Annotated in this window: 22 protein-coding genes; 11 read left to right on the forward strand and 11 right to left on the reverse strand. The window is 67.0% G+C overall.

From position 1 onward, the window contains the following. Positions 1-63 precede the first annotated feature (63 nt). The gene (locus NO366_RS06025; RefSeq protein ID WP_256533419.1) at positions 64-705 is read right to left on the reverse strand and encodes a helix-turn-helix domain-containing protein; all 642 of its coding nucleotides are present in this window, start codon (positions 703-705) and stop codon (positions 64-66) included. Between the two features lie 322 nt (positions 706-1,027). Here NO366_RS06025 and NO366_RS06030 point away from each other — a divergent pair, with 322 nt between their 5' ends. Further along, the gene (locus NO366_RS06030; protein ID WP_256533420.1) at positions 1,028-3,697 is read left to right on the forward strand and encodes an efflux RND transporter permease subunit; all 2,670 of its coding nucleotides are present in this window, start codon (positions 1,028-1,030) and stop codon (positions 3,695-3,697) included. 62 nt (positions 3,698-3,759) lie between these two features. Here the strand turns inward: NO366_RS06030 and NO366_RS06035 are convergent, their stop codons facing one another. The 3 genes from NO366_RS06035 to NO366_RS06045 form a co-directional block, all read right to left on the reverse strand. After that, a complete protein-coding gene (locus tag NO366_RS06035) occupies positions 3,760-4,629 on the reverse strand; it encodes an ABC transporter permease subunit (RefSeq protein ID WP_256533421.1) in 870 nt (289 codons plus the stop codon). Continuing rightward, positions 4,626-5,558, reverse strand: a complete 933-nt coding sequence (locus NO366_RS06040) for an ABC transporter ATP-binding protein (RefSeq protein ID WP_256533422.1) — start codon at positions 5,556-5,558, stop codon at positions 4,626-4,628. The genes NO366_RS06035 and NO366_RS06040 overlap by 4 nt, the downstream gene beginning before the upstream one ends. Before the next feature lie 122 nt (positions 5,559-5,680). Continuing rightward, positions 5,681-5,989, reverse strand: a complete 309-nt coding sequence (locus NO366_RS06045) for a DUF7967 family protein (RefSeq protein WP_256533423.1) — start codon at positions 5,987-5,989, stop codon at positions 5,681-5,683. Positions 5,990-6,118: 129 nt separating this feature from the next. On the opposite strand from NO366_RS06045, the gene NO366_RS06050 reads away from it, so the two are divergent. The 6 genes from NO366_RS06050 (at position 6,119) to NO366_RS06075 (ending at position 14,155) form a co-directional block, all read left to right on the forward strand. Next, entirely contained in the window at positions 6,119-6,787 is a 669-nt protein-coding gene (locus NO366_RS06050) for a hypothetical protein (protein ID WP_256533424.1), read from the forward strand. 27 nt (positions 6,788-6,814) lie between these two features. Continuing rightward, positions 6,815-8,551, forward strand: a complete 1,737-nt coding sequence (locus NO366_RS06055; protein ID WP_256533425.1) for an excinuclease ABC subunit C — start codon at positions 6,815-6,817, stop codon at positions 8,549-8,551. 129 nt (positions 8,552-8,680) lie between these two features. Next, positions 8,681-8,977, forward strand: a complete 297-nt coding sequence (locus NO366_RS06060) for a translation initiation factor (protein WP_256533426.1) — start codon at positions 8,681-8,683, stop codon at positions 8,975-8,977. Between the two features lie 184 nt (positions 8,978-9,161). Next, on the forward strand, positions 9,162-10,406 hold the full coding sequence (locus tag NO366_RS06065; protein ID WP_256533427.1) for a trans-sulfuration enzyme family protein: 1,245 nt from the start codon (positions 9,162-9,164) through the stop codon (positions 10,404-10,406). A 359-nt stretch (positions 10,407-10,765) separates the two neighbouring features. Then, positions 10,766-12,478 (forward strand): Na+/H+ antiporter NhaC family protein, encoded by a 1,713-nt coding sequence (locus tag NO366_RS06070; protein WP_256533428.1) that lies wholly within the window; start codon positions 10,766-10,768, stop codon positions 12,476-12,478. Between the two features lie 450 nt (positions 12,479-12,928). Next, positions 12,929-14,155: a putative manganese transporter gene (locus NO366_RS06075; protein ID WP_256533429.1), complete on the forward strand. Its 1,227-nt coding sequence runs from the start codon at positions 12,929-12,931 to the stop codon at positions 14,153-14,155. A gap of 26 nt (positions 14,156-14,181) precedes the next feature. On the opposite strand, the gene NO366_RS06080 is transcribed toward NO366_RS06075, so the two are convergent. The 3 genes from NO366_RS06080 to uvrB form a co-directional block, all read right to left on the reverse strand. Beyond that, positions 14,182-14,616, reverse strand: a complete 435-nt coding sequence (locus tag NO366_RS06080; RefSeq protein WP_256533430.1) for a PIN domain-containing protein — start codon at positions 14,614-14,616, stop codon at positions 14,182-14,184. After that, entirely contained in the window at positions 14,617-14,868 is a 252-nt protein-coding gene (locus NO366_RS06085; protein ID WP_256533431.1) for an AbrB/MazE/SpoVT family DNA-binding domain-containing protein, read from the reverse strand. A 531-nt stretch (positions 14,869-15,399) separates the two neighbouring features. Then, positions 15,400-17,466: an excinuclease ABC subunit UvrB gene (gene uvrB, locus NO366_RS06090; protein ID WP_256533432.1), complete on the reverse strand. Its 2,067-nt coding sequence runs from the start codon at positions 17,464-17,466 to the stop codon at positions 15,400-15,402. Between the two features lie 251 nt (positions 17,467-17,717). On the opposite strand from uvrB, the gene NO366_RS06095 reads away from it, so the two are divergent. The 4 genes from NO366_RS06095 (at position 17,718) to NO366_RS06110 (ending at position 20,771) form a co-directional block, all read left to right on the forward strand. Then, positions 17,718-18,935: a CaiB/BaiF CoA transferase family protein gene (locus NO366_RS06095; protein ID WP_256533433.1), complete on the forward strand. Its 1,218-nt coding sequence runs from the start codon at positions 17,718-17,720 to the stop codon at positions 18,933-18,935. Positions 18,936-18,964: 29 nt separating this feature from the next. Beyond that, positions 18,965-20,077, forward strand: coding sequence for a thiolase family protein (locus tag NO366_RS06100; protein ID WP_382274488.1), 1,113 nt, complete (start codon positions 18,965-18,967; stop codon positions 20,075-20,077). Next, a complete protein-coding gene (locus NO366_RS06105; RefSeq protein WP_256533435.1) occupies positions 20,074-20,415 on the forward strand; it encodes a Zn-ribbon domain-containing OB-fold protein in 342 nt (113 codons plus the stop codon). The genes NO366_RS06100 and NO366_RS06105 overlap by 4 nt, the downstream gene beginning before the upstream one ends. An 86-nt stretch (positions 20,416-20,501) precedes the next feature. After that, on the forward strand, positions 20,502-20,771 hold the full coding sequence (locus NO366_RS06110; RefSeq protein WP_256533436.1) for a DUF7553 family protein: 270 nt from the start codon (positions 20,502-20,504) through the stop codon (positions 20,769-20,771). A 28-nt stretch (positions 20,772-20,799) separates the two neighbouring features. Here NO366_RS06110 and NO366_RS06115 read toward each other — a convergent pair whose 3' ends face one another. The 4 genes from NO366_RS06115 to NO366_RS06130 all read right to left on the reverse strand — a co-directional run bounded on the left by NO366_RS06115 (position 20,800) and on the right by NO366_RS06130 (position 24,666). Then, on the reverse strand, positions 20,800-21,921 hold the full coding sequence (locus NO366_RS06115) for a bactofilin family protein (protein WP_256533437.1): 1,122 nt from the start codon (positions 21,919-21,921) through the stop codon (positions 20,800-20,802). A gap of 197 nt (positions 21,922-22,118) precedes the next feature. Beyond that, complete coding sequence (locus NO366_RS06120; protein WP_256533438.1) at positions 22,119-22,862, reverse strand: DUF4397 domain-containing protein; 744 nt, start codon at positions 22,860-22,862, stop codon at positions 22,119-22,121. A gap of 209 nt (positions 22,863-23,071) precedes the next feature. Then, positions 23,072-23,488, reverse strand: a complete 417-nt coding sequence (locus NO366_RS06125; RefSeq protein ID WP_256533439.1) for an FxLYD domain-containing protein — start codon at positions 23,486-23,488, stop codon at positions 23,072-23,074. Between the two features lie 47 nt (positions 23,489-23,535). Beyond that, positions 23,536-24,666 (reverse strand): ORC1-type DNA replication protein, encoded by a 1,131-nt coding sequence (locus NO366_RS06130; protein WP_256533440.1) that lies wholly within the window; start codon positions 24,664-24,666, stop codon positions 23,536-23,538. Positions 24,667-24,815 lie beyond the last annotated feature (149 nt).

Raw genomic sequence — 24,815 nt, forward strand, 5'->3', positions numbered from 1 at the left:
GAACAACCCGTCGTCGGCGAGGACGGCCCGGACCCGGCCGTGCCAGGCCCGGTGAACGGCTCGTCAGCCCGACATGTGTTCCTCGGCGAACCAGTGGATGACGTGATCCTCCGCGCGGTGGAGCACGTCGCTGGCCGTCGAGTTGGCGACCCCGAGTCGGTCGGCGACGTCGCCCAGCGTCGCTTCGCGCGGCGTCCGGTAGTAGCCCGCCTCGACCGCCTCCCGGAGCACCGCTCGCTGGCGGTCGGTGAGCAACCGGTCGGCCTGGCTCGCGTCGATCTCGCGGACGTGGTCGATGGTGAACCCGATGCCGAGATCCTCCAGTTGTGTCCGGAGCGCCGAGAGCCGGCTCTGTGAGGTCGTCACCTCCCACGTCGCCCGTCCATCCTGGATGTCGAACGGCATCTCGAGCGGCACGCCGGCACGCCAGACGGGCAAGAGGGGAAGCGGATTCGTCGTTTCGACCTGGAGGAGCGCCTCGTCGTCGTGCTTCCAGAGGAGTTCGAGCCGTTCGACCGTCTCGCGGGCCTGTATCTCGGTGATGATCGGAAGCGGGTCGCTCGCGACGAGGCGGACGAGGCCGATCCCGACATCGTCACCCGGCGTTCCGGTGACGACCTGGAAGACCGTCGCCGGGTGCTGTCTCGAAAGTTCACCGATCCAGGTGTGGGCGGGAATATCGATCGTCAGCTTCGCGTGGGGCATTTCGTGTGCGATCGTATGGCCCGGCGAAGAATAACGCCACCTTCGAATATATTCGTACCACCCTCGAACGTTCGCCCGTTCGGCTACCCGGACGCCACCCCTACGCGGCGGTAATGGGAACACTCGTTTCACAGCCGGACGGCACGGCACCGAGACCGGGGCTGAAAGATGGCTCCGATCGGTTGGGGCCGAAAGATCGCTCGGATCGGTTGGGACTGAAAGACGATACCGATCGATTGGGGCTGGAAGACGGTTCCGATCGGTTGGGGCCATCGCGGCTGTCGCGACGCGACGTGGTCACCACTCGCCGGGTGAGCGCCAGATGACGGCGGGAATCGCGCGTTTCGTCGCCGACAACGCACGCCTGGTCGTCGTGGTCATGCTGGTCGCCTCGGCCGTCGTTGGCGCCGGCGTGCCGATGGTCGAGCGCTCGACGTCGCTCGATCAGTTCCAGACGGACGCGGCGGCGGCCGATGCCGCGGACTACGTCGACGCGAACTTCTCCGCCGATGGGGCCGAAACCACGACCGCGCAGGTCGTCATACAGGACGAGAACGTCCTGGATCGTGAGACGCTCGTCGCCGTGCTCGAGTACGAACGCGCCCTGCGAGACGACGAAACGGTCGACGAGACGCTCGTCGAGACCCGGAGCGTGGCGAGCCTGGTCGCGACCGCGGCGATCCGTGAGGACCGTGAGCGGGCGAACGCGACGCAGAACGGAACGACGCCGTCTGATGCGAACGAGACGCGGGACGGAACGGCACCGTCCGACGGGAGTGCGACTCCGGCAGACGGTGAGCGAGCGCCCAACATCGACGCCCAGATCGACGCACTCCGGTCGCGCTCCGACGACGAGGTCGAACGGTTCGTGGGAGACGTCCTCGCCGGTGACGGAAATCGATCGTCGCAGGCGCTCACACTCCTGCCCGACTACTACGAGCCGGGATCGACCGAGACGAACGCGACACTGCTGGTGGTCACGCAGGAGTCGCCCGGCGCCTCGTTCGCCCCGGGTGACGCACCGGACGAGATCGAAGCGTCCCAGACGGCCATGCAGGACCTCGCGCCGGACGACGGCTCGATGTCCGTGCTCGTCTACGGCGACGGGATCGTCTCCACGGAGATCACCGACTCGATGGTCGACAGCGTGACGCTCGTGGGACCGCTCGCCATCGCCTTCGTCCTGGTCGTCCTCGTGGTCGTCTACCGGGATCTCCTCGACATCCTGCTCGGGCTCGCCGGGGTCGCGCTCGTCCTCGTCTGGACGTTCGGCGCGATGGGCTGGGCCGGCATCCCGTTCAGTCAGCCGTTCGTCGTCGTGCTCGTCTTGCTGATCGGGCTCTCGATCGACTACGGCCTCCACGTCGTCATGCGCTATCGCGAGGCCCGAGCCGCCGACGAGTCCGCACCCAGTCGCGCGATGGCCGTCGCGCTCGGCAGCGTCGGCGTCGCCCTCGTCTACGTGACGATCACCACCGTCATCGGCTTCCTCTCGAACCTGACGAGCCCGCTGGGCATCTTCCGGGATCTCGGCCTCGTCAGCGCGATCGGCATCGTGGCCACGCTGGCGGTCTTCGGCCTCCTCGTCCCCGCGCTGAAGGTCGAACTCGACGCGTTCCTGGAAGCTCGCGGCGTCGATCGCGCGCACCCGGCGGTCGGCACGGGTCGCGGACCGATCAACCGCCTCCTCGGCGTCGGGGCGACGCTCGCCGCGTGGGCACCCGCAGCCGTCATCGTCGTCGCACTCGTCGTCAGCGGCGTCGGCGCCTACGGCGCGACGACGGTCGACGCCAGCTTCGAGCAATCCGACTTTCTGGCCGAAGACCCCGACGACTGGCTGAAAGACCTGCCCGAACCCGTCGCACCCGGGACCTACACGGCCGAGCGGGCGATCGACACGCTCGAGGCGGACTTCGTCAGGCGAGACACGACGGCTTCGATCCTTCTCAGGGGCGACGTCACCGACCCCGCGACGCTGGATCGTCTCGACGCGGCGCGGGCCACCGCCGGCGATGCGAGCGCGACCGAGACCTACGCCGACGGCGAGCCGGCGGTCACCGACCCGATCACGGTGATGGACCGCGTCGCGGCCGAGAACCCGTCGTTCGCGGCGACGCTGTCGGCCGCCGACACGGACGGCGACGGCGTTCCGGACCGGAACGTGACCGGTGTCTACGACGAGCTCTTCCGGGTCGCGCCCGACGACGCCTCGAACGTCGTCCACCGCGAAGACGGGTCCTACGAGGCGCTCCGGATGGTCGTGACCGTCGACGGGAGCGTCGACGATGCGGTCGTCCACGAGGAATTGGACGCGGTCGCCGCCGAGGCAGCGCACGATGGGAGCGCCACGGATCCCGATGGGGTCGGGGCGGACTCCGACGGTTCCGACGCAGCCGGTGACGGCGCCGCCGCGGACCACGCAGGCGTCACCGCGATCGCGACGGGCGACGTCGTCGTCAACCGAATCACGGCCGACCAGCTCGCGGAGACGGCGATCACGAGCCTGCTCGTCGCGCTGGCGGCCGTCATGATCGTCCTCGCGGTCGCCTACCGCCTCACCGAGGGAAGCGCCTCCCTCGGCGTCGTCACCATCCTCCCCGTCGCGGCCACCCTGACGTGGGTGCTCGGGACGATGGCACTGCTCGACATCCCCTTCAACATCGTCACCGGCATGATCACCGGCCTCACGATCGGCCTCGGCGTGGACTACAGCCTCCACGTCAGCGAACGGTTCGTCCAGGAACTCGCGGAGGCGGACACGACCGCCGCGGCGCTTCGAGAGACCGTCACCGGCACCGGCGGCGCCTTGCTCTCGAGTGCGGCGACGACCGCGAGCGGGTTCGCCGTCTTGCTCGTCGCGATCTTGCCTTTCCTCCAGTCGTTCGGGCTCATCACCGCGCTGACGATCGTGTACGCCGTTCTCGCCAGCGTGTTCGTCCTGCCGAGTCTGCTGGTGGTCTGGGCACGGGTTGGGGGTCGATACGTCCCGTGATCGTCGTACGGCGAGACGATCGGGAGAGAGGTGGAACGTCAGTCGTGTGGGTTCAGGCCGTCTCAGAGGTCGGCGCGCTCGAAGCGCCAGTAACCGATCGCGAGCGGGACGACGATCCAGAGCGCGAGGATGACGAACGCGAACCAGTGCTGGAGGTAGAACGGTTCGCTCACCGTACCAATCCCCTCCGGATTCGAAAGCGCCCGCTGGCCCAGCACTGCGCTCGAGGCGTTCGGGACCTCGTCGTGGACGATCGAGAGCAGCGCGAGCAGCGTATCCTGAAAGACGGTGAACAGGTGGAACCGCTGGACGAACAGCAGGGCGTCTCCGGAGAGGAGATCCAACCGACCGTTGATCGAGGTGACGATCCCCGACCACGTGTACAGCAGGATGAAGACGATCACGCCGCCGACGGTCGCTCGCGTCTCAGTGGTGACGAGGGCTGACAGCCCGATCCCGACGGCAACGAACACGATACCGAACAGCACCGTCATGACCGTCAACCCGGCCAGTTCCTGGCCCGGGACGGTGCCGAACTGCGTGGACAGGATGGCCGCCCCGGGGACGAAGCCGACGAGGATCGCCACTGTCAGGAGGAGCGACCTGCCGAGGAACTTCCCGAAGAGCACTTCGAACCGGCTGTGTGGCAACGAGAGCAGGATCTTGATACTACCCAGCTCACGCTCGCGGACGATCGATTTGACACTGACGACCAGTCCGGTGATGGGTATCAGGAAGAATATCGCCGGCAACGCCGAGATGGCGAAGAGGAGCGTGACCTCGAGGTCGGTCGGAGCTCCCGATGTTTCGCCCCCTGCAAACAGCCACGAGATTCCCCCGACGCTGAGGACGAACAGCACCATCAGCCCCCAGAGCAGCTTCGAGCGGATGCCGTCCATGACGTCCTTCTTCGCGACGGCGACGGTACTCATGCCGTCACCTCCGCCTTCTCGGTCGTGTACGCGCGGAAGACCTCTTCCAGGGATGCCTCCTCGGTCGAGAAGTCCTCGACGACGAGTCCGGCGTCTTCGAGCGCGGAGAGCACTGCGGTCTTCGACCCGCTCGTCGAGACGACTACCGTCGGGACCGCTGCGGAGCCGTCCGGTTCGGCGCTGTGTACGCCGTCGACGCGCCTGACGGCGTCGAGTGCGTCCTGATCGGGCCGGTCGACCTTGATTCGGAGCGTCTCGCCGCCGGAGACCGAGTCGCGCAGTCCCTCGATCGTGTCTTCGGCGACCAGGTGCCCCTCACGGACGATGCCGACACGGTCGCAGACCGCTTCGACCTGCCCGAGGATGTGACTCGAGAAGAACACGGTCGCGCCGCGATCTGCCTCCTCCCGGACGAGTTCGCGCATCTCGCGGGCCCCGTTGGGGTCGAGCCCGGTGGTCGGTTCGTCGAGGATCAGCAGGTCGGGATCGCCGACGAGCGCCATCGCGAGGAGGAGTCGCTGGGACATCCCCTTGGAGTAGCCGCCGGCCTTACGGTCGGCGTCCGCTGCGTCGAGACCGACGCGTTCGAGGAGGACGTCGGGGTCGTCGGCCGCGTTCTTCGACTCGATGGCGAACTCGAGGTGCTGACGGCCCGTCAGCCGGGCGTAGGTCTGATAGCCTTCCGGGAGCACGCCGATCCGCCGTCGAATCGCCTTGCTCTCGGTCCGGGCGTCCATTCCGAGGACCGAAATCTCGCCCGCGGTGGGGGTGACGAAGTCGAGGACCATGTTGATCGTCGTCGACTTTCCCGCGCCGTTCGGGCCCAGGAAGCCGAACACCTCGCCCCGTTCGACCGTCAGGGAGAGGTCGTCTACGGCGACGACGTTTCCGTAACGCTTGGAGACGCCGTCGATGGAGAGCGGTACCATACCTGGCCGTTCACAACGTCCGGGTAAATATTTTGTCAATCGTCTACGAAAGAAGAATCCCAATTTCCTCCCATACGGACCTGTCCGTGGCGATACGGGCCAAATCGTCCGGGGCCGACAAGTCAGATCGGTTCGTCGGGTTCGTGCGAATCGGCGACCCGGGCCGCTTCGCTCGCGTATCGCTCGCGTGTCGCCGCGTCGGTCACCGGTTCGAGTGCGTCGGTCGGGAGATCGACCGCTGCCGTCGCAGCGGCGTCTCCACCCAGACTGGCGGCACTCCGCTCTTTGCGCCGGTAGCGGTCACCGTCGGGCGTCGCGTAGACGAGCGTCACGAGGTTCCGGTCGTCGAAGGTTCGTTCGACGAGCCAGCAACGGACGGTCTCGCCGTCCCCGTCGTCACCTGTCTCGGCCGTCGCGTCGTCTTCGGTCACGTCCGCCGCTTCGACGGCCGGCGTGGTGAACGTGTCGGCTGGATCAGATCCGAGCCGCTTCCAGTAGGGCGCCCCTATCGGGCAGCACGGCCGGGACGTTATTCCTCCCCGAAGTCGAAGTGCACATCGATGCCCCGTCGCGACGGTGTCGGCGTCGCCGGTCGGTCTCCGGAGCGAGCGGATCCGAACGCGGTGGCCTGGCGCGATCGCGTCGAGGAACTCCTGCTGGCCGGCGAACGAATCAGAGAGCGCGTGACGGCCGGCGAGCACGGACTCGTCGTGACCAGCCACCGCGTCCTCGCGTTCCACCCACCATCGGCCGACGGGCCGCGATTTCGTGCCGTCGATCGGCCGAACGCCGTCGCCGTTCGGACCGAGACCCGGGAGTCGCTCCGCTCGCTCGGCTGGGCCGTCGCCCTCGCGACGGTCGGGACGCTCGTCGCGTTCGTCGGCGTCTCGGTGGACTTCGCGGGCCTGCTCCCGACGGTCGAGGCGACCGGACCGATGGCCGGTTCGGTGGGTGGGACGCTCGCGACGCTTTCGACGGTGCTCGTCGCGCTCGGTCGCCTCGTCGTGCTGGTCGGTCTCGTGACGATTCTCGCCGGTCTCGTCGCGTTCGGCCGGTATCTCAGGGGTCGCCGCGAACGACTGGTCGTCGCCGTCTCGGGCGCGGCCGATCTGTCGGTCCCGCCACCCGACGAACCGGAGCGGGCCGTCGACGCGCTCGCGCGAGCGATCGAGCGCCCGCCGGCCCCCGACGGCGACGATCGCGCCGTGACGGACGACGCGTTACGCTGAAACCGTTCGACGCCCTATCCGGGTTCGATGCAGCCGACGTCGGTTCGCGAGCGAGCCGGTGACCTCCCGATGGAGCCGGGCGTCTACCAGTTTGTAGACGGAGAGACGACGCTGTACGTCGGGAAGGCCGTCGACGTCCGCTCGCGGGTCCGCTCCTACGCCGACCCCCGAAGCGCGCGTATCGCGCGGATGGTCCGCGAGGCCGACGCGATCGACGTGGCCGTCACGGACACGGAGACCCAGGCGCTGTTGCTCGAGGCGAACCTCATCAAGCGCCACCAGCCCCGCTACAACGTCCGGCTCAAGGACGACAAGTCCTACCCGATGGTCCAACTCACGGACCACGACGTGCCACGAATCGAAATAACGAGAGATCCCGACGAGTCGGCCACGGTGTTCGGCCCCTACACCAAGAAGACGCGGGTCGAGACGGTCGTGAAGGCCCTGCGCGAGACGTACGGAATCCGCGGCTGTTCCGATCACAAGTACAGCGGCCGGGAGCGCCCCTGCCTCGACTTCGAGATGGGCCTCTGTACCGCCCCCTGCACCGGGGAAATTGCCGAAGCGGCGTACCGTGAGGCCGTCGGACCCGTCCGACGATTTCTGGAGGGTGAGACGGGACTCCTCGCCGATCCGCTCGAGTCGGGGATGGAAGCGGCGGCCGCCGAGAACAACTTCGAGCGCGCGGCGAACCTGCGAGACCGCCTCGCGGCAGTCCGGCGGTTCCACGGCGAGGGCGGCGAGGCCGTTCAGGCCCACGGCGGCGAGGACACGGTCGACGTCCTCGGGGTCGCCATCGAGGGCGAGGAGGCGACGGTCGCCCGACTGCGCTCGGAGGGTGGCAAGCTCGTCGACCGGGACCGCTTCACGCTCGCAGCTCCCTACGGCGCGGACGACGGTGTCCCGACCGTGATCGCCGCGTTCGTCGTCCAGCACTACGCCGAGCGTGACCTCCCGGATGCACTCTTGCTCCCCGAGCGCCACGGCGACGCGGAGGTCGCTGCCTGGCTCGATGCGGAGGGCGTCGCCGTCCGGGTGCCCGGTGCCGGCCGGGAAGCGAAACTGATCGACCTCGCGCTGAAGAACGCCCGGCGGAACGTCGGCGGTCGCGACGAGTGCGGCATGCTCGCCGACGCGCTCGAAATCGACAGCGCCCGTCGGATCGAGGGGTTCGACGTGAGCCACGCCCAGGGCACCGCCGCGGTGGGGAGCGACGTCACCTTCGTCGGCGGGAGCGCCGAGAAGGCGGACTACCGCCGCAAGAAACTCGACGACGAGAACGACGACTACGCGAACATGCGCCGACTGATCGCCTGGCGGGCGGCCCGCGCCGTCGAGGGTCGCGACGACCGACCCGATCCGGACCTCCTCCTGATCGACGGCGGGAAAGGGCAACTCGAGGCGGCGCGCGAGGCCTTGAAGGCGGAAGGCTGGGACGTCCCCGCGGTCGGCCTCGCGAAGTCCGAAGAGCGCGTGATCACACCGGATCGCGAGCACCCGTGGCCCAGCGACGCACCGCACTTGCACCTCCTCCAGCGCGTGCGTGACGAGGCCCACCGTTTCGCCGTCCAGTACCACCAGACGATCCGCGACGAGGTGACGACGGTGCTGGACGACGTCCCGGGAATCGGTCCCGAGACGCGCAAGCGCCTCCTCGGCCGCTTCGGCAGCGTCGAGAACGTCCGCGAGGCGAGCCTCGCGGACCTGACGAGCGTCGACGGCGTCGGCGAGAAGACCGCCGAGACGGTCAAGTCGCGTCTGTGAGGCCGGAATTCTGGATGCGAGCCGATTCGCAGCTGTGAAGGAGATCCCGACGTGGAACCCGCTACACGCGATCGGTTCGCGAACCGACGGGTGCATACCTCTTTGCCGATCCGCGACCTGTGTTACGCTGTGGCAAACGACGACTCGATCGACGACCTGCTCGACGAACTCGACGCGCACGGGGACTTAGATACCGCAGAACAGGTACTCTCCATCCGGACCGAGTCCAGACGCTACGGCAAGCCCGTCACCATCGTCGAGGGATTCGACTTGCCCGCAGACGAGGTCCAGTCCATCGCTTCGGATCTGAAGAGCGCGATGGGGACCGGGGGAACCGTCGACGACGGCGCGATCGAACTCCAGGGTGACCACCGGGACCGGGTGCCGGAACTGCTTCGCGACCGGGGGTTCCGGGTCGAGGCGTAGCAGGTCGATATGTCGTATCCGACGGCGAAATACGCCCCTTTCGTCTCCAGTCGAGTACCGACAGGGTCGACGCCGTCGGTGATGCCGAACACGGGGCCGCCGATAACTCGAACGAATACATACTCGTTCCGGAATAACCAAATTTTGCAGGTAGTTCATTACGGTCTGCACCGGAGTGTCTCGTATGCACGACTCCGAGCGGTCGACCGCGTTCGACACCCGCGCCGTGGCGGCGGGGGAGAAAGCGCTCGCCCACGAGGGCGGGTACGGCGACGCCGTCTCTCCGATCCACCTCGCGTCCACCTACGCTCTCGAGGAACTCGATCCGTCGATGGGTCTCGACGACGTCGATCCCGACGCGGGCCAGTACCTCTACGGGCGCCTCTCGAACCCGACGCGGCGGACCCTGGAGAACCGTCTCGCTGCACTCGAAGGCGGTGAGCACGCGATGGCGTTCGCCTCCGGCACGGCCGCGATCGCGGCTGTTGGGCTGTCGGTGCTTTCGCCCGGCGACCGTCTCGTCGCGTTCGAGGACCTCTACGCGGGCACGAAGCGGATGTTCACGGAACTCTTCGCCCGGCGCTTCGACGTCGAGGTGACGTTCGTCGACGCGACGGACACGGACGCGGTCGACGCGGCGATCGACGACCGGACGACACTCGTCTGGCTCGAGACGCCGACGAACCCGCTGATGCGCCTCTGCGACGTCTCCGCTATCGCCGACCTGGCCCACGAACACGGCGCGCTCGTCGGAGTCGACAACACCTTCCTCAGCCCCTACTTCCAGCAACCCCTCGACCTGGGCGCCGACGTCGTCGCCCACAGCACGACGAAGTACATCAACGGGCACAGCGACTCGATCGGCGGCGCCGTGATCACGGACGACGCGGCGCTGGCCGACGAGCTGGAACTGACCCAGCAGATCACCGCCGGCGGCGTGCTCTCGCCGTTCGACAGCTACCTCACCCTCCGCGGCGTGAAGACCCTCCCGCTGCGAATGCGCCAGCACGAGTCGAACGCGATGGAACTCGCGGAATTCCTCGAGGGGCACCCCGCCGTCTCGGCCGTCCACTATCCCGGCCTCGAATCGCATCCCCAGCACGACCTCGCGTCCCGCCAGCAGTCGGGCTACGGCGGCGTCCTCTCGTTCGAACTGGCGGGCACGCAAGACGACGCGATCGCCTTCCTCGACGCGCTCTCGGAGATCACCCTCGCGGTGAGCCTCGGCGGCGTCGAGTCGCTGATCGAACTCCCCGCGGCGATGACCCACGAACCGCTCGATCCCGCCCAGCGCGAGGCGATCGGAATCACGGACACGTTACTCAGACTCTCGGTCGGGATAGAGGACGTCGACGACCTCCGGGCCGATCTCGAACGCGGACTGGAGCGTGTTTCGGCGGTCGAATCAGTGGCGGGCGGTGACGACTGAATCGACGCTCGAATCGTACGTACACGTCCCCGAGCGCACGACGATCGATTCTCACCGGACGTGCGGGTTCGCTCTCCGACACCGACCAGTGTGGATCCAGTAATCGGTGGCGACGGCTTCGATCTTCGGCGGCGTCCCTGTCACGACGGTACGGCTACCACACCGCGAGAGCAGTCGCCGGCTCCGTTTCACGCACAGTGTCGTTTTCGGATCTCGTCTCGGCCTTCGGATCAACTGGTCGCTCGTCTCGGCCCGGCTGAACTCGACACGAGGGTCGGACGGGACCCTATCACGACCACGCCTGTCGAATGAACGGACCCACAGAATAATGTTATTCGACAACGTGTGGCGAACGAACCATGACGACCGAAGCAACTGTCACGTCCGCGTACGGCGCGTGGTCGCTCGTTCCACCACTGCTCGCGATCGCCCTGGCGATCGTCACCAGGCGTGCGCTGCTGTCGTTGTTCGTCGGCGTCTGGGCCGGTGGCGTGGTCCTCGCGGCCGAACGAGCCGAGACGCTCGTCGACTGGGCCGCCGTGCCGTTCGTCGCCGTCGTCGAGGCGTTCGACTGGATAATCGGCTCGTTCGGCAACGACATGTTCCACGCCAAGATCGTCACGTTCACGTTCCTGCTGGGTGCCGGGATCGCACTGATGTGGCGCCTGGGCGGACCGATCGCCCTCGCGAACGCGGCGACGAACCGCGTCGACTCGCACAGACGCGTCGGCGTGGCCGCCTGGCTGCTCGGCCTTGTGTGGTTCTTCGACGACTACGCCAACACGGCCATCGTCGGCTCGGCGGTCAAGGACCTCGCCGACGAGATGCGGATGTCCCGCGAGAAGCTCGCGTACATCCTCGACTCGACGGCGGCGCCCGTCGCGACCTTCGGCATATCGAGCTGGGTCGCCTACCAGGTCAGTCTCGTCAGAACGGAGTACGCAAACATCGAGGGGGAGACGCCGTCGGCGTTCGCCACCTTCCTCTGGTCGATCCCGTTCAACGTGTACTGTCTCCTCGCGCTCGTGATGGTACTTATCGTCGTGCTCACGCGCCGGGACTTCGGGGAAATGCTCACGGCGGAGACGCGCGCCCAGCAAACGGGTAACCTCACGCGCGAAGACGCGACGCCGCTGCAGAGTATGAAGGAGGACCTCGGCGAGCCGATCCCCGACGACCCGAAACTGCGAATGTTTCTCGCGCCGATCGGCGTACTCGTGACGGTCGTCATCGTCGGCGCGGTTATCACCGGATTCAATGCCATCGACCCAGCGCCGTTGGACCTGTTTTCGGACGGCGACGTGCTCTTCGGTCTCATCGACCTCGACGTGCTCATGGACTTCCTCAACAACGTCGACTTCACGGGCGCGCTCGTCTGGGGGTCGTTCGGGATGGTGGTCACCGCGCTCGTGCTGGGACTGGCTGACGGTACCTTCGACCTCGAAACGTCCATGGAGACCGTCCTCGATGGCTTCGGTATCATGCTCACCGCCGTCTCGATCCTCGTGCTCGCCTGGGGGATCGGGAGTGTCGCGGGGGCGCTCAATACCGGCGAGTACGTGACCGGGCTCACGGCCGACTTCATCACGCCGACGATGCTGCCGATCGTCGTCGTGCTCACGACCGCGGTCGTCGCGTTCTCCATCGGAACCTCCTGGGGGACGATGGCCATCATCACGCCGATCGCGATCCCGCTCGCCTACGAGATCGGCAACGGGTCGCCCGAGCTGCTGGCCGTCGCCGTCGGCGCCGTCTTCTCCGGCTCCATCTTCGGCGACCACTGCTCGCCCATCTCCGATACGACCATCCTCTCGTCGACGTTCGCCGGCTCCGACCACATCGACCACGTCCGCACGCAGATCTACTACGCGGTAACGGTCCTCGCCGCCGCCCTGGTCGTCTATTTGCTGTATGGGGTCACGGGCGTGACGCCGTTCCTGCTCGTCCCGCTCGGTGGGGCGATGCTCCTCGCGCTCGTCTACGGGCTCTCGGAACTGGACGCCCAGCGCAAGGGCGTGTCCGCTCAACCGTTCGTCGACATCGGGTCCACGGAATCGCCGAGTGACGATTGAGGCCGGCCGAACCGCTCCGCTCGATTATCGTCCCCGTGTGCGAGTAAACCGGCTCGGATCACGCCGGTCGCGGCGGTCAACCGCTTTCGTTCAGCCCGTTCGTTCAGTCGATCAGGGTGTCCCTGTCGGACGGCGCTACGCTTGCATCTCGCTCGGTGGTGTCGGATTTCGCTTTCACACGGTCGATTTCGCTTTCACACGGTCGGGTTCGAACGCGCGGTCGATTTCGTCGTACACGAATCGACGTGGACGCTTTGCCGGGTTCGCCGGATCTCGTACCGGAGCCGCTCGGTTTCGTGGTCTGCTCCGTTCACATTCAGACGAGTCGGTTGCCGGTCGCGCGTGCCGGGACCGAACTGTGGCTCCCTTGACGAAATTTATTTATGCCACGATGCTAATCTGAGAATTAGATGCGTCTAATCTACCCCGCTCGCCACCGAGGTGATACTCGTGGCTGACCTGCAGTCGATCCTCTTCGCGTCGCTCCGGGACGGCTACGTCCAGGTGAGCGTCTTCGTCGCGGTCACGGTGTTGCTGTTCGGCCTGGTCCAGTATCGGACGAACGGTGCCTTGCTCCGCGCGCTCGAGGAAAACGAGCGGTTGCAACCGCTCTTCGGCGGGCTGCTCGGACTGACGCCCGGTTGTGGGGGTGCGATCGTCGTCATGCCGCTGTACGTCCGCGGGTCGGTCAGCTTCGGCACCGTCGTTGCTACGCTCGGCGCGACGGCCGGCGACTCTGCGTTCGTCATCCTGGCGCTGGCACCCGAGGCCGCGTTGTACGCCTACGGTATCGCCCTCGCCGCCTCGGTGGCGACGGGGTACCTCGTCGACTCGTACGGTATCGGCGTCGCCCGGGTCGACGCGGCCGTCTCGCGCGTTTCGCCCACCGCGACGACCGACGGAGGCACCGTCGTCAACAGCCGCGTCGGGCCGAATCCGACTCACGAGTACCCGTCCGGGTCGCCGACGCACTCCCACGAGGCCGGTCCGGATCGCTCCTCGAAGATCCTCACGCCGCTTTCTCACGCCGCCCACGTGGCCTGGTGGGTGACGGCCGCCGGCGGGCTCGTCCTCGGTACGATGTACCTCCTTCGTGGCGGCCCCGAGGTCGCGCTGACCGTCGGCGTGGGCTTCGACGGAGCGTTCACCGTCTTCGGGCTCGCGGGCGCTGTGCTCTCGCTGTACCTCTACGGCGTCGGACGTCACTACGTCGGCGAGGGGCAGGTCGCTCGCGCCCGCGACTCGTTCTCGTCGCTCTACGACACAGCCACCCACGCGGCGATGGAGACCAGCTTCGTCACCGTCTGGGTATTCGCCGCGTTCCTCGCCTACGAGTACGGCGTCGTCCTCACGGGCCTCGACGTCTCCGCCATCGCTGCCGGTGCCGGCGTACTCGCGCCGATCGGCGGCGTCGCGGTCGGCCTGATCCCCGGCTGCGGCCCGCAGATCCTGCTCGCCAGCGTCTACGCCGAGGGCGGCCTGCCGTTCTCCGCGCTCGCGTCCAACGCCGTCGCCCAGGACGGCGACGCGCTGTTCCCGCTGCTCGCGATCGATCCGAAGGCCGCGATCGTCGCGACGATCTACAACGCCCTCCCGGCGCTCGTCGTCGGCGTGGCGCTGTTCTTCCTCTGGGAACCCGTCTTCGGCATGCCCGAGTTCGGCTTCGGCGTGGCGTGAGGACCGTCCGTATCTGATCGTCGACGTCAGTTCGGATCGTACGGGTTCGTCGCCGTTTCGAGCCGGTAGACATCCTCGGCGACATCGAAGTCGTCGTCGAACGCGTAGAGGTAGCCGAGTCCCTCCGTTTGCATGTACGCAACGATACAGGCGTCGAAGAAAGAGAGCGGTTCGTATTGGCGGAAGAATGCTTTCCCCGTCGCGAGAGCGTCGGAACTGAGCGAGTCGATGTGGAAGCGGGCGTTTTCTTCGATCCGATCGAGGAGATCGACGGCGGCGTCGTGGCCGGCGTGAGTCCCGAGGCCGTTGAGCGTCTCCGCGAGCACGTAGTCGATGACGACCGCCTCCGGCAGCGAGCCATCGTCGATGCCCGCGAGTATCGGGAGCCCGGGCTCGTGAGCGGCATCCTTTCGATAGGCCGCTGCGTAGAGGACCGACGTATCGACGAGTGCACGGGGCATTTACTCGCTGTCCACGCCCCAGGCGTCGTGGTCGTTCGTCACGTCAGTCGTCTCCTCGCCGGCGTAGCCGTCGAAGTCGGCGAACGTACCCGCTCGCTGCTGGACGACCTCGACCCGAACGCTCCCGTCGGCTTCGAGGTGCCACCGGAGGTGGTCGCCGTCGTCGATGTCGAGTTCACGGCGAATTCGGGCGGGAATGTTCGCCTGGTTCCCCGACACCTTGCTTTCGGCGTCGACTCCCTCGCTGCTCATACGTCCCGATTGGCTCCCTGTCGGTAAAAGGCTAGTGTGTCGATACACTACCATCAGTCCGCAAACTCGTCCTCGGTATGTCTGAGAGTCGTCGCCGCGAGTAATATCCCTCCCTGTCGTCAAATCTCACACAATCCTCGAGCCCTTCGCTGGACCCCGCGTAAAGACGACTCTCGCAATCTGTGTGTGGGTAAGCAGTAACACTAGTCTTCTAATCGACGTGATGTTCCCGGAGTTAGAATCGCGTTCCTCGACGATACCCTCCCCCGCTCGAAGGAAACCGTGATGGGCTGGCTGTCGCGGTCGAGTACAGTGTTGCATCCGCGAGCGCCGCCGGCGCTCGCGGCCTCCTCGCGAGCGAAGCGAGTGAGGGCTCGGAAGAGCTTGCTCTTCCGGTGTTTTTCATCGAAGTTTTTGCGCCGAGCGAGTTGCGGGCCGTTGTCCGCAACTGAATCCGTGGCGGCAGAGCCGCCACGCGGTGCGCGTTGCGCACCCGAGGCGTAAAAAGTTCGGCGGGAAAAAGTTCGGTTCTTAGAACTCCTCTGCTGGCGGCGCGATCCCTTCTTCGTCGTCGCCGTGGCCTGCCAGCCCGAACTCCTCGCGGACCTCGATGATCCGGTCGCGGATGTCCGCGGCCAGTTCGAACTCCAGATTGCTCGCGGCCTCGTCCATCCGGTCTTCGAGTTCTTCGACGTAGCGTGCGGCCTCTTCGTCGTCCGAGAGTTCGCGGCCGGAGACCGTCGTCGTCTCGGTCTTGCTCCCCGGCAGATTCGTCTCGCCGACTTCCTTCTCGATCGTGGTCGGCTCGAAACCGTGTTCTGCGTTGTACGCCTGCTGGATCTCACGACGGCGCTGGGTCTCCTCGATGGCCGATTCCATCGCGTTCGACGGGGAGTCGGCGTAGAGGACGACCTCACCGTTGACGTTCCGGGCGGCCCGCCCCATCGTCTGGACGAGCGTGGTCTCGCTGCGGAGGAAGCCCTCCTGATCGGCGTCCAGGATGGCGACGAGGGAGACCTCGGGGATGTCCAGGCCCTCCCGGAGGAGGTTGATGCCGACGAGGACGTCGATCTCGCCCAGGCGCAGGGAGCGGATGATCTCGTGGCGCTCCAGGGTGTCGGTCTCGTCGTGCATGTAGGCGACGTCGACGCCGGCCTCTTCGAGGTACTCCGTGAGGTCCTCCGCCATACGCTTGGTGAGCGTCGTGACGAGGGTGCGCTCCTCGCGATCGATGCGCTCGTCGATGCGATCCATCAGGTCGTCGACCTGGCCGGTCGCGTCGGCGACTTCGACCTTCGGGTCGACGAGGTGGGTGGGCCGGACGATTTGCTCGACGATGTTGTCGGACGTCTCGCGCTCGTAGTCACTCGGTGTGGCGGAGACGTAGAGCGTGCGGTCGGTCCGTTCCTCGAACTCCTCGAACGTGAACGGGCGGTTGTCGTAGGCCGTCGGGAGGCGAAAGCCGTTCTCGACGAGCGAGTCCTTGCGGGACTTGTCGCCGGCGTACTGGCCCTTGATCTGGGGGATCGTCTGGTGAGACTCGTCGATGACGGTCAGGAAGTCGTCGGGGAAGTAATCGAGTAGCGTGTAGGGTGCGTCGCCCACCTCGCGCTCGGAGAAGTAGACCGAGTAGTTCTCGATGCCCGAGCAGTAGCCCGTCTCCTCCATCATCTCCAGGTCGAAGGTGGTGCGCTCCTCGATGCGCTGGGCGGCGACCAGGTCGCCCTGGCGCTCGAAGTACGAGATGCGCGAGTCGAGATCGGAGCGGATCTCCTCGATGGCTTGCTCGAGCTGGGACTCGGGGATCGAGTAGTGCTCCGCCGGGTGGACGAGGACGGCCTCCTGCTCGCCCTTGGCCTCGCCTTCGAGCGGGTCGACCTTCACCATGCGGTCGATCTCGTCGCCCCAGAGCTCGACGCGGACGGCGTAGCGGCCGTACATCGGGAAGATTTCGAGGGTGTCGCCGCGAACGCGGAACGTGCCCTGCGTGAAGTCGACGTCGTTTCGCTCGTAGTTCAGGTCGACCAGCCCCTTCAGGAGGTCGTCCCGCCCCATCTCGTCGCCGACCTCCAGGCGCATCGCCATCCCCTCGTAGTTCCGCGGGTCACCGAGGCCGTAGATGGCCGAGACCGAGGCGACGACGATCACGTCGTCTCGCGTCAACAGCGAACGGGTGGCGGAGTGGCGAAGGCGGTCGATCTCGTCGTTGATCGAGGCGTCCTTGTCGATGTAGGTGTCGGTCTGCTCGACGTAGGCCTCGGGCTGGTAGTAGTCGTAGTAGGAGACGAAGTACTCGACCGCGTTGTTCGGAAAGAGGTTCCGAAACTCCTCGTAGAGCTGGGCGGCGAGCGTCTTGTTGTGGGCGATGACGAGGGTGGGCTGCTCCAACTGCTCGACCGTCCAGGAGACGGTGTTGGTCTTGCCCGACCCGGTCACGCCCAACAGCGTCTGCTTGTCGGCGCCGGACTCGTACCCCTCGACCAGTCCCTCGATGGCTTCCGGCTGGTCGCCCGCAGGGTCGAACGGGGCGTCGACCCGAAACGGCGCGTCGGCGTCCGGTCGGTCGGGCTGGAGGGGTCCCGAGTGCGTCTCACTCATCACGCTAGCCTGGGTCCGGACGCACTTGAGCGACACGCACGAGGTCGGAGGCGGATCGGGACCGTCGAACGGACGAGCGCGCGGGCGCCATGGGGACCGTCGAACGGACGAGCAGCGGCGCAATGGAGCACCGTCGTTTCGACGGGCGCGCGGTCGGACGTTGGATCGGGTGGTGAGACGACGCGCGCCAGCGGCCCTCCGCTCCTGATAGGAACGCTTTTGCCCGGCTGTACGCACCGTCAAACCATCACATGGATGGCGGTGGCCGCATACTGGATGGCGTGACGGTGATCGATCTGTCGACGTTCGTCACGGGCGGGTTCTGCTCGCTGATGCTCGCGAATCAGGGGGCGGAGGTCATCAAAGTCGAACGGCCCGGCGTCGGCGACGACATTCGCCACTCGGGTCCGCCGTTCGTCGACGGCGAGTCGCCGTACTACTGGACGGTCAACTACGGGAAGAAGAGCGTCGAACTCGACCTCAAGACGGACGCTGGACTCGAGGCGCTGTACGACCTCGCGGGCGAAGCCGACGTCTTCCTCCAGAACTTCCGGCCCGGGACGGCCGAGCGTCTGGGCGTCGACGAGGAGTCGATCCGCTCGCACACCGACGACGTGATCTACTGTGCGATTTCGGCGTTCGGCCAGACCGGCCCCTGGCGCGAGCGACCCGGCTACGACCTGCTCGTCCAGGGGATGGGCGGAATCATGAGCGTCACCGGCGAACCGGACGGCCGGCCCGTCAAAGTCGGCCTCCCGACGACCGACCTGATAACGGGTATGTGGGCGGCGTTCGGCGTCGTGACCGCCCTCTTCCGGCGCGAACGAACCGGCGAGGGCGAGTACCTCGAACTCGGCATGCTCGACGCGGTGCTCCCGTGGCTCACGAAGCAGGCCGGCAAGACGTTCGCCGGCGAGTCGCCGACCCGGATGGGAACGAAGGATCCCGTCCTCGCGCCGTACCAGACCTTCGAGACGGCCGACGGGCACCTGAACGTCGCGTGTCTCAACGACCGGCTCTGGGACCGCCTCTGCGTCGCGCTCGACCGCGACGACCTCGCCACCGACGACCGGTTCGCGACGAACGCCGACCGCGTCGAGCACATGGACGCCCTCGAAACCGAACTCGAGGCGACGTTCCGTGAGCGGACCACCGACGAGTGGATGACGGTCCTCGTCGACGAGGCCGGCGTTCCCGCCGGTCCCGTCTTCGAGGTCGAGGACGCGCTGGCGAACGAACAGACCGAGGCGCGGGGGACGGTGAGGACGATCGACGACCCCGACCGGGGCGAGATTCCGGTGATCGAACACCCGATCCGGTACGGCCGCGCGGAGAGCGGGTTCGAGTCGCCGCCGCCGGAACTCGGCGAGCACACCCGGAGCGTCTTCGGCTCACTCGGCTACGACGACCGCGACCTGGACGAACTCGCCCGGAGAGGTGCGTTCGGTGAGCGGGGTGACGACGCGTGACCGCCATCCCACACGTCGCCGGCGTCGGCATGACGCCGTTCGAATCCGAGAGCGGCGACGGTGGCGTCGCGCTGGCCGAGCGAGCGGCCAGGCGAGCCATCGACGACGCGGATGTCCAACCCGACTCGATCGACTCGGTGCACGTCGCCAACATGGCGGCCGAAGCGTTCGAAGCGCGCACGGGCATCCAGAACGCCCTCTGTGGCGCCCTCGGCATCGAGGGGGCGGTCGCCGACCGCGTCGAGAACACCAGCGCGAGCGGCGCCAGCGCCGTCCTTCGCGGCGTCGACGCGATCCGCACCGGCCGAGCGGACCGCGTGCTCGTCGTCGGCGTCGAGATCATGTCGCGATCGGATCGGGACGACACGACCGAGATCATCAGTCGGCTCGTCCACGACCGTGAGTACGCCCAGGGTGTCACGCTTCCGTCGTTCGCCGGCCTGGCGGCCGATCGCTACCTCGACGTCTACGACGCAGATCCGGACGCGCTCGCCGCCGTCGCCGTCAAGAACCACCGGAACGCACTCTACAACCCCTTCGCGCAGTTCCAGAAGCGGATCACCCGCGAGGAGGCACGAACGTCGCCGCCGGTCGCGGAACCGCTGCGACTGTACGACTGTTGCCCGACCAGCGACGGCGCCGCGGCACTCGTGCTCGACGCCAACGAGGGGCCGGTCCGCGTCGCCGGTATCGCCGGCGCGACGGGGACGCACGCGGTCGCCGAGCGGTCGGATCCCCTCGAGATCGCGAGCGTCGCTGACGCGGGCGCGCGGGCGATGACCGCCGCCGGCGTCGACCACGACGAGATCGACGTGGCCTGCATTCACGACGCGTTCACCATCCTCGAGTTGCTCGAACTGGAGGAACTCGGGTTCGTCGATCGCGGGACCGCCTGGCGGGCGACCCTCGACGGGCAAACCGACCTGGACGGTGACCTGCCCGTCAACCCCGGCGGCGGCCTCAAGGCTCGCGGCCACCCACTCGGGGCGACCGGAATCTCTCAGCTCGTCGAACTCGTCTGGCAGCTCCGCGGGGACGTACCGGGCGACCGGGACCCCGTCGCGAACGCAGAGGTCGGTCTGGCGCTCAACGTCGCCGGCTTCGGCAACAACGCGATCTGTACGATCGTGGAGGGAGCATGAGCGACGCCGTCCCCCCGGACCGTGCGTTTGTGTGCACCGCGTGCGACCATCGCTGGTACTACACCCGACAGCGCTGTCCGGCCTGTGGCGCCGCCGACGCGGACACCTACGAGCTGGGGACTGGCAGCGTCCTCGCGACGACGACCGTCCACGCCACGCCGCCGGGCGTTCGGCAGCCGAATCCGCTCGCAATCGTCGCGTTCGAGCACGTCTCTCTCGTCGCACAGCTCGCCGACGAGACGATCGAGACCGGCGACGCCGTCACGTTCGGTGACGAGGCCGTCCTCCGGGACGGCGACGAGCCGATCGAGGGGCCCCGGCTGGTCAGATCGGAGTGACCGTTCGCGGCGGTCGATCGACGGCCCGCTCGGACGTCAGTGGCACCCGAACTGCTTTTCCCGCAGGCGTCGACGATCGGAGCGAGATGGACGAGGACGAATTAGTGCGCGCACGCGACCGGCTTCGAGACGCCGAACGAGACGCGGATGGATCGGTTGCGACCGACCTTCGGGCTGTCGCCGACGACCTAGAGGCGATCGCGAACGGTGACCAGCCGGTCGACCACGCCGTGATCGACGGTTACCTGAATCGGCTCCGCCAGGCCGAGCGAGAGGCCGATGCCGGCGTCGAGGGCGATGTAGCCGCGGCGATCGAGGTGCTTTCGACGTACCGGACGGGGCTGGGAGAGCGCTGACGCGGTCGTCCGATTCGGTGTCCGTCCGTCACTCCGGTCCCGCCAGCGTGGTCTGTCTCGGTCCCGACTCGCGGCGTCCCCGCCGATGTCGGTAGAGTCCCATCGACAGCGCGCCGAGCCCGAGCAGGAGGACGAGGAACGTCACGAGGCCGCCGACGATGGGCAGTTGCGAGAGCAGGGCGCCGCCGACGAGTCCGACGACGAGCGCGAGCCACGCGCTCTCGACGCCGAGTGCGGAGAGGGCCCAGGCGGCGATGGCGAACCAGCCGTAGACGACCGCGATCCAGCAGACAAGCGCGAAGACGAACAGGCCGAGGATCGTGATCGGGATCCCGACGACCGTGATCGCGATCGCCACGAGCAAGATCGGGACGACGATCAGGACGGCCAGGCCGACGAGGCCGGACCGGAGCGGTGCGGTGGACACCCGGTCGGCGACGTGGCGCGAGAAGCGCGGGAAGAGTGCGAGCAGGATGGCACCCAGGAGCAGGTTCAGGACGAGCGCGTAGAGGGCGAAGAGCCAGGATGCGAGCGGTCCGAGGGTCGGCCCGACGTCGGGCCCGACCGACGCGTCCTCGCTGATCGATCCCGCGACGGCGTCCTGGTTCCCCTGGAGGTCGCCTGAGTAGGAGAGATCGCCGCCGATGCTGGCGTTCGCACCCAGCGTGATCGTGTCGGCACCGATATCGGCGTTGCCACCGATCTCTCCGTCGATCGTCGCCGTGCCCGCCCCGGCCTCCAGGTCCTCGCCGATCGACCCCGAGTCGGCGATCAGGAGGTTACCGCCGGCCGCCGAGACGTCGCCGCCGACCGTTCCCGCGATCTCGACGTTCCCTGCGAACGCTTGCAGGTCTCCCTCGACACTCCCGCCCTCGGCTATCCGCACGTTCCCCGCCATCGCGCTGACGTCGCCGGTCACCGTCCCCCGCACGACGACGTGCCCGGCGAACGCGTTCACGTTCTCGACCGTCTCTCCCTCCTCGACGACGACCGACCCGCCGGCCTCGTCCGTCTGCGCCGACACCGGAAGCGCCACGGTCCCGGCGATGAGGAGGCCGACGAGCAGGATCGTCCCCATCCTGAGTAGACGTCGTCGATTCGTCCGCTGCCTGGATCCGCGTCGTCCGATTCCATCCGATTTCGCGCCCATACACTCCCTACGACGTCCAACGTGGTATAGGTGTATGGGGGATGATAGGAACTGTGACGGTCATCGGGTCCGATCCGACGGCGCCAGGACCGATTCGAGGTCGTCGGGTTCGATCGGGTGCCGCCAGGACCGATTCGAGGTCGTCGGGTTCGATCCGACGTCACTCTCGCAATCGTTCGGTGGGCCGCAGCGCGGCGCTAGCAGTCGCCGGCCATCGGCCCGTCGACCGCGAACTCGACCGCGAAGTCACGTCCGTCGGTGTCGCTCGGCGGTTCGAGGTACCCGATCGCGAACGCGGAGTAGGCCGTTCCTCGCTCGACGCTCGCCGTGACGGTCGCGACGGTCGTCTCGGCGTCTCCGGCCGGTCGGACGGCGAGGTCGTAGTCGCCCGCCGGAACGGCGACGTAATCCGAGGCCTCGCCGAAGGCGACGTTCCGGAAGAGCGCGGCGTCGCCGGCGTAGACGTCGACGGCTGGCGCGTCGGGCGCGGTGTGGACGAGGCGAACCAGGGCCGACCCAGCGTCGGTCAGGATCAGCGGTTGGAAGGTGTCAGCCCCGAGTTCGCCGATCGCCGCGACGGTGTAGTACGCGGATCCGATCGTGACGTCGTCGTCGAAGACCACCGTTTCTGCGTCGCCAGCGGCCGTGATACGGACGTTGTAGGTGCCGGTGTCGACGCCCAGGTAGTGGGATATCGTTCCGTACGCGACGTCGGCGAGCACTTTGTCGCCCGCGAGGTAGACGTCGACTGCGGGGGCGTCGGGCGAGAGGTGCGCGACGCGAACGGCGGCTTCGGGAGCCGCCGACGGTTCGGATCCGTCGTCTTTCGTCTCTCGATCGTCGTCGTCGTGCTCTCCGGTGGCGTAGACGGCACCTGGAATGGCTGTGAGCCCGCCGACGACGGCGGTGCCTTTGATCGCGGTTCGTCTCGTTGGGGACATTGCACGCTCGGCGACGGCGGTCCCCGGAATATATCGGCATGAACGTACGGCGTAGAATCGCTCGACGATGAGTGTCGGGCGATCCCGTATGGGCCGCCTACCGATCGAAGGGATGACGTACGACCCGGTTCACGAGATCCGTCGGGACCGGGGCTCGGACCGCACTGCGTCACTCCTGTGTTCTTCGCCCCGTCGACGTCCCTCTCATCTTATTCGAGGGGTGTCGTCGACAGGTTGTAGGCGGCGACAGCGTCGCCTTTCATATCCTGCGGGACGTATATCTTGAAGATTTTAACCTCTCCAGCGTCGATCGCGCCAACACCGTCCGTCTCCGTGGTGAGTTTCGCTCCCGACTCGTTGCGAAACGTGACCCGAACGAGAACTTTGCCATCGGTGGCCGTGTCTTCGGTCGTTACCTGACCGGTGACGAAGGCCTCGCCATAGCCGCTATTGTTCACGAATCGATGTTCGGGAAACGCAAACTGACCGGAATCGGGTGTGGAACCGCTCACGGTGGCTGTCGGCGTGTCGTTGGTCTCCGACGGATACTCTCCATCCTCACTACAGCCGCTCAACAGGCCCGTGAGGGCTACCCCTCCGGCGACGAGCGTGTGTCTACGTCGCATGCTCCATCGTGGCACGCACTCTTTCAATAATCTGTCGTAACTGGCGATCACTCTAACCGATCCAGCACGGCGTCGGTCTCGTACGACAGCGAGAGCGAACGCGAGCGGCCGCGACCCTCGATCTCGGCGTAGTCGGCGTCGATGAGGTCTAACTGGTCGAGTTTGTTGACGATCTCCGAGTAGCGGGTGTAGCCCAGGTCGGTCTCCTCGTGGAAGGCCTCGTAGACGTCGCCCGCTTGATCGCCGTCGTGCTCGGCGATGACGCGCACGAGCGCCGCCTCGGAGTCGGAGAGGCCCTGCAGACTCCGCGAGAGGCTGATGTACTTCGAGGTCTCGAAGGCCGACTCGACGTCCTCGACGGAGATCGTCTTCGAGCCGCGCATCTCGGCGTTCAGGCCGGCGCGTTTGAAGAGGTCGATGCCGACCCGGAGGTCGCCGCTGTCTGCGGTGAGCTCGGCCACGCGGTCGAGGATCGGTGCGGTGACGACGCCGTCGTTGAACCCACGCTCGACACGCTCGCGGAGGATGTCGACGATCTCGCGCTCGTCGTAGACGGGGAAGTAGACGTCCTCCGGGCGGAAGACGCTCTGGACGCGCGGGTCGAGTTCGTCGACGACGTCGAGCGTCGGATCGGAGGAGACGAGGATGACGCCGATCTTCGCCCCGGCGTGTTCCTCGTGGGCGCGCAACAGCGAGTACAGCGTGTCGGAGGCCTCGTTCTCGTAGAAGAGGTAGTTGACGTCGTCCAGCGCGACGACGAGTACGCGGTCGTCCTCGACGAGCTGTTCTGCGATCTGGCCGAAGAGTTTCTTGAACGAGATGCCAGAGGACGGCGGCTCGTAGTCGAACGTGCCCTCGAACAGTCGTGAGAAGACGGCATAGCGCGTCGAGTTGACCTGGCAGTTGACCCGGATCGTCCGTACGTCCCGAGTCTCGGCGCCGATCTCGTCGTAGAGACGCTGGATCGCGGTCGTCTTTCCCGTCCCCGGCGGTCCCCTGACGAGGACGTTGAGTGGGCGCGATCCGCGGACGGCCGGACGTAGCGCGTACGTCAGACTCTGCATCTGCGAGTCGCGGTGCTTGAACGTCTCCGGGACGTAGTCGATCTCGAAGACGGACTCGGTTCGAAAGACCGTCTCGTCCCAGCCAAGCATCCCCTCGTCGGGGTCCCGTTCCATCACTTTCACCTCGCTCTCCGAGCTACGTCAGTGTTTCGGCGAGCGGCACGCTCCGGGAGAGACGCCGCGGATTTCACCCTCCCGTGTTGTCGGGTGCGACACGTCGGGCTGGTCGATGGTCGGGTGCGACGGACCAGACTTATTGATAG

Origin of the sequence: Halovivax cerinus, assembly GCF_024498195.1 — an archaeon.
Lineage (GTDB): Archaea > Halobacteriota > Halobacteria > Halobacteriales > Natrialbaceae > Halovivax > Halovivax cerinus.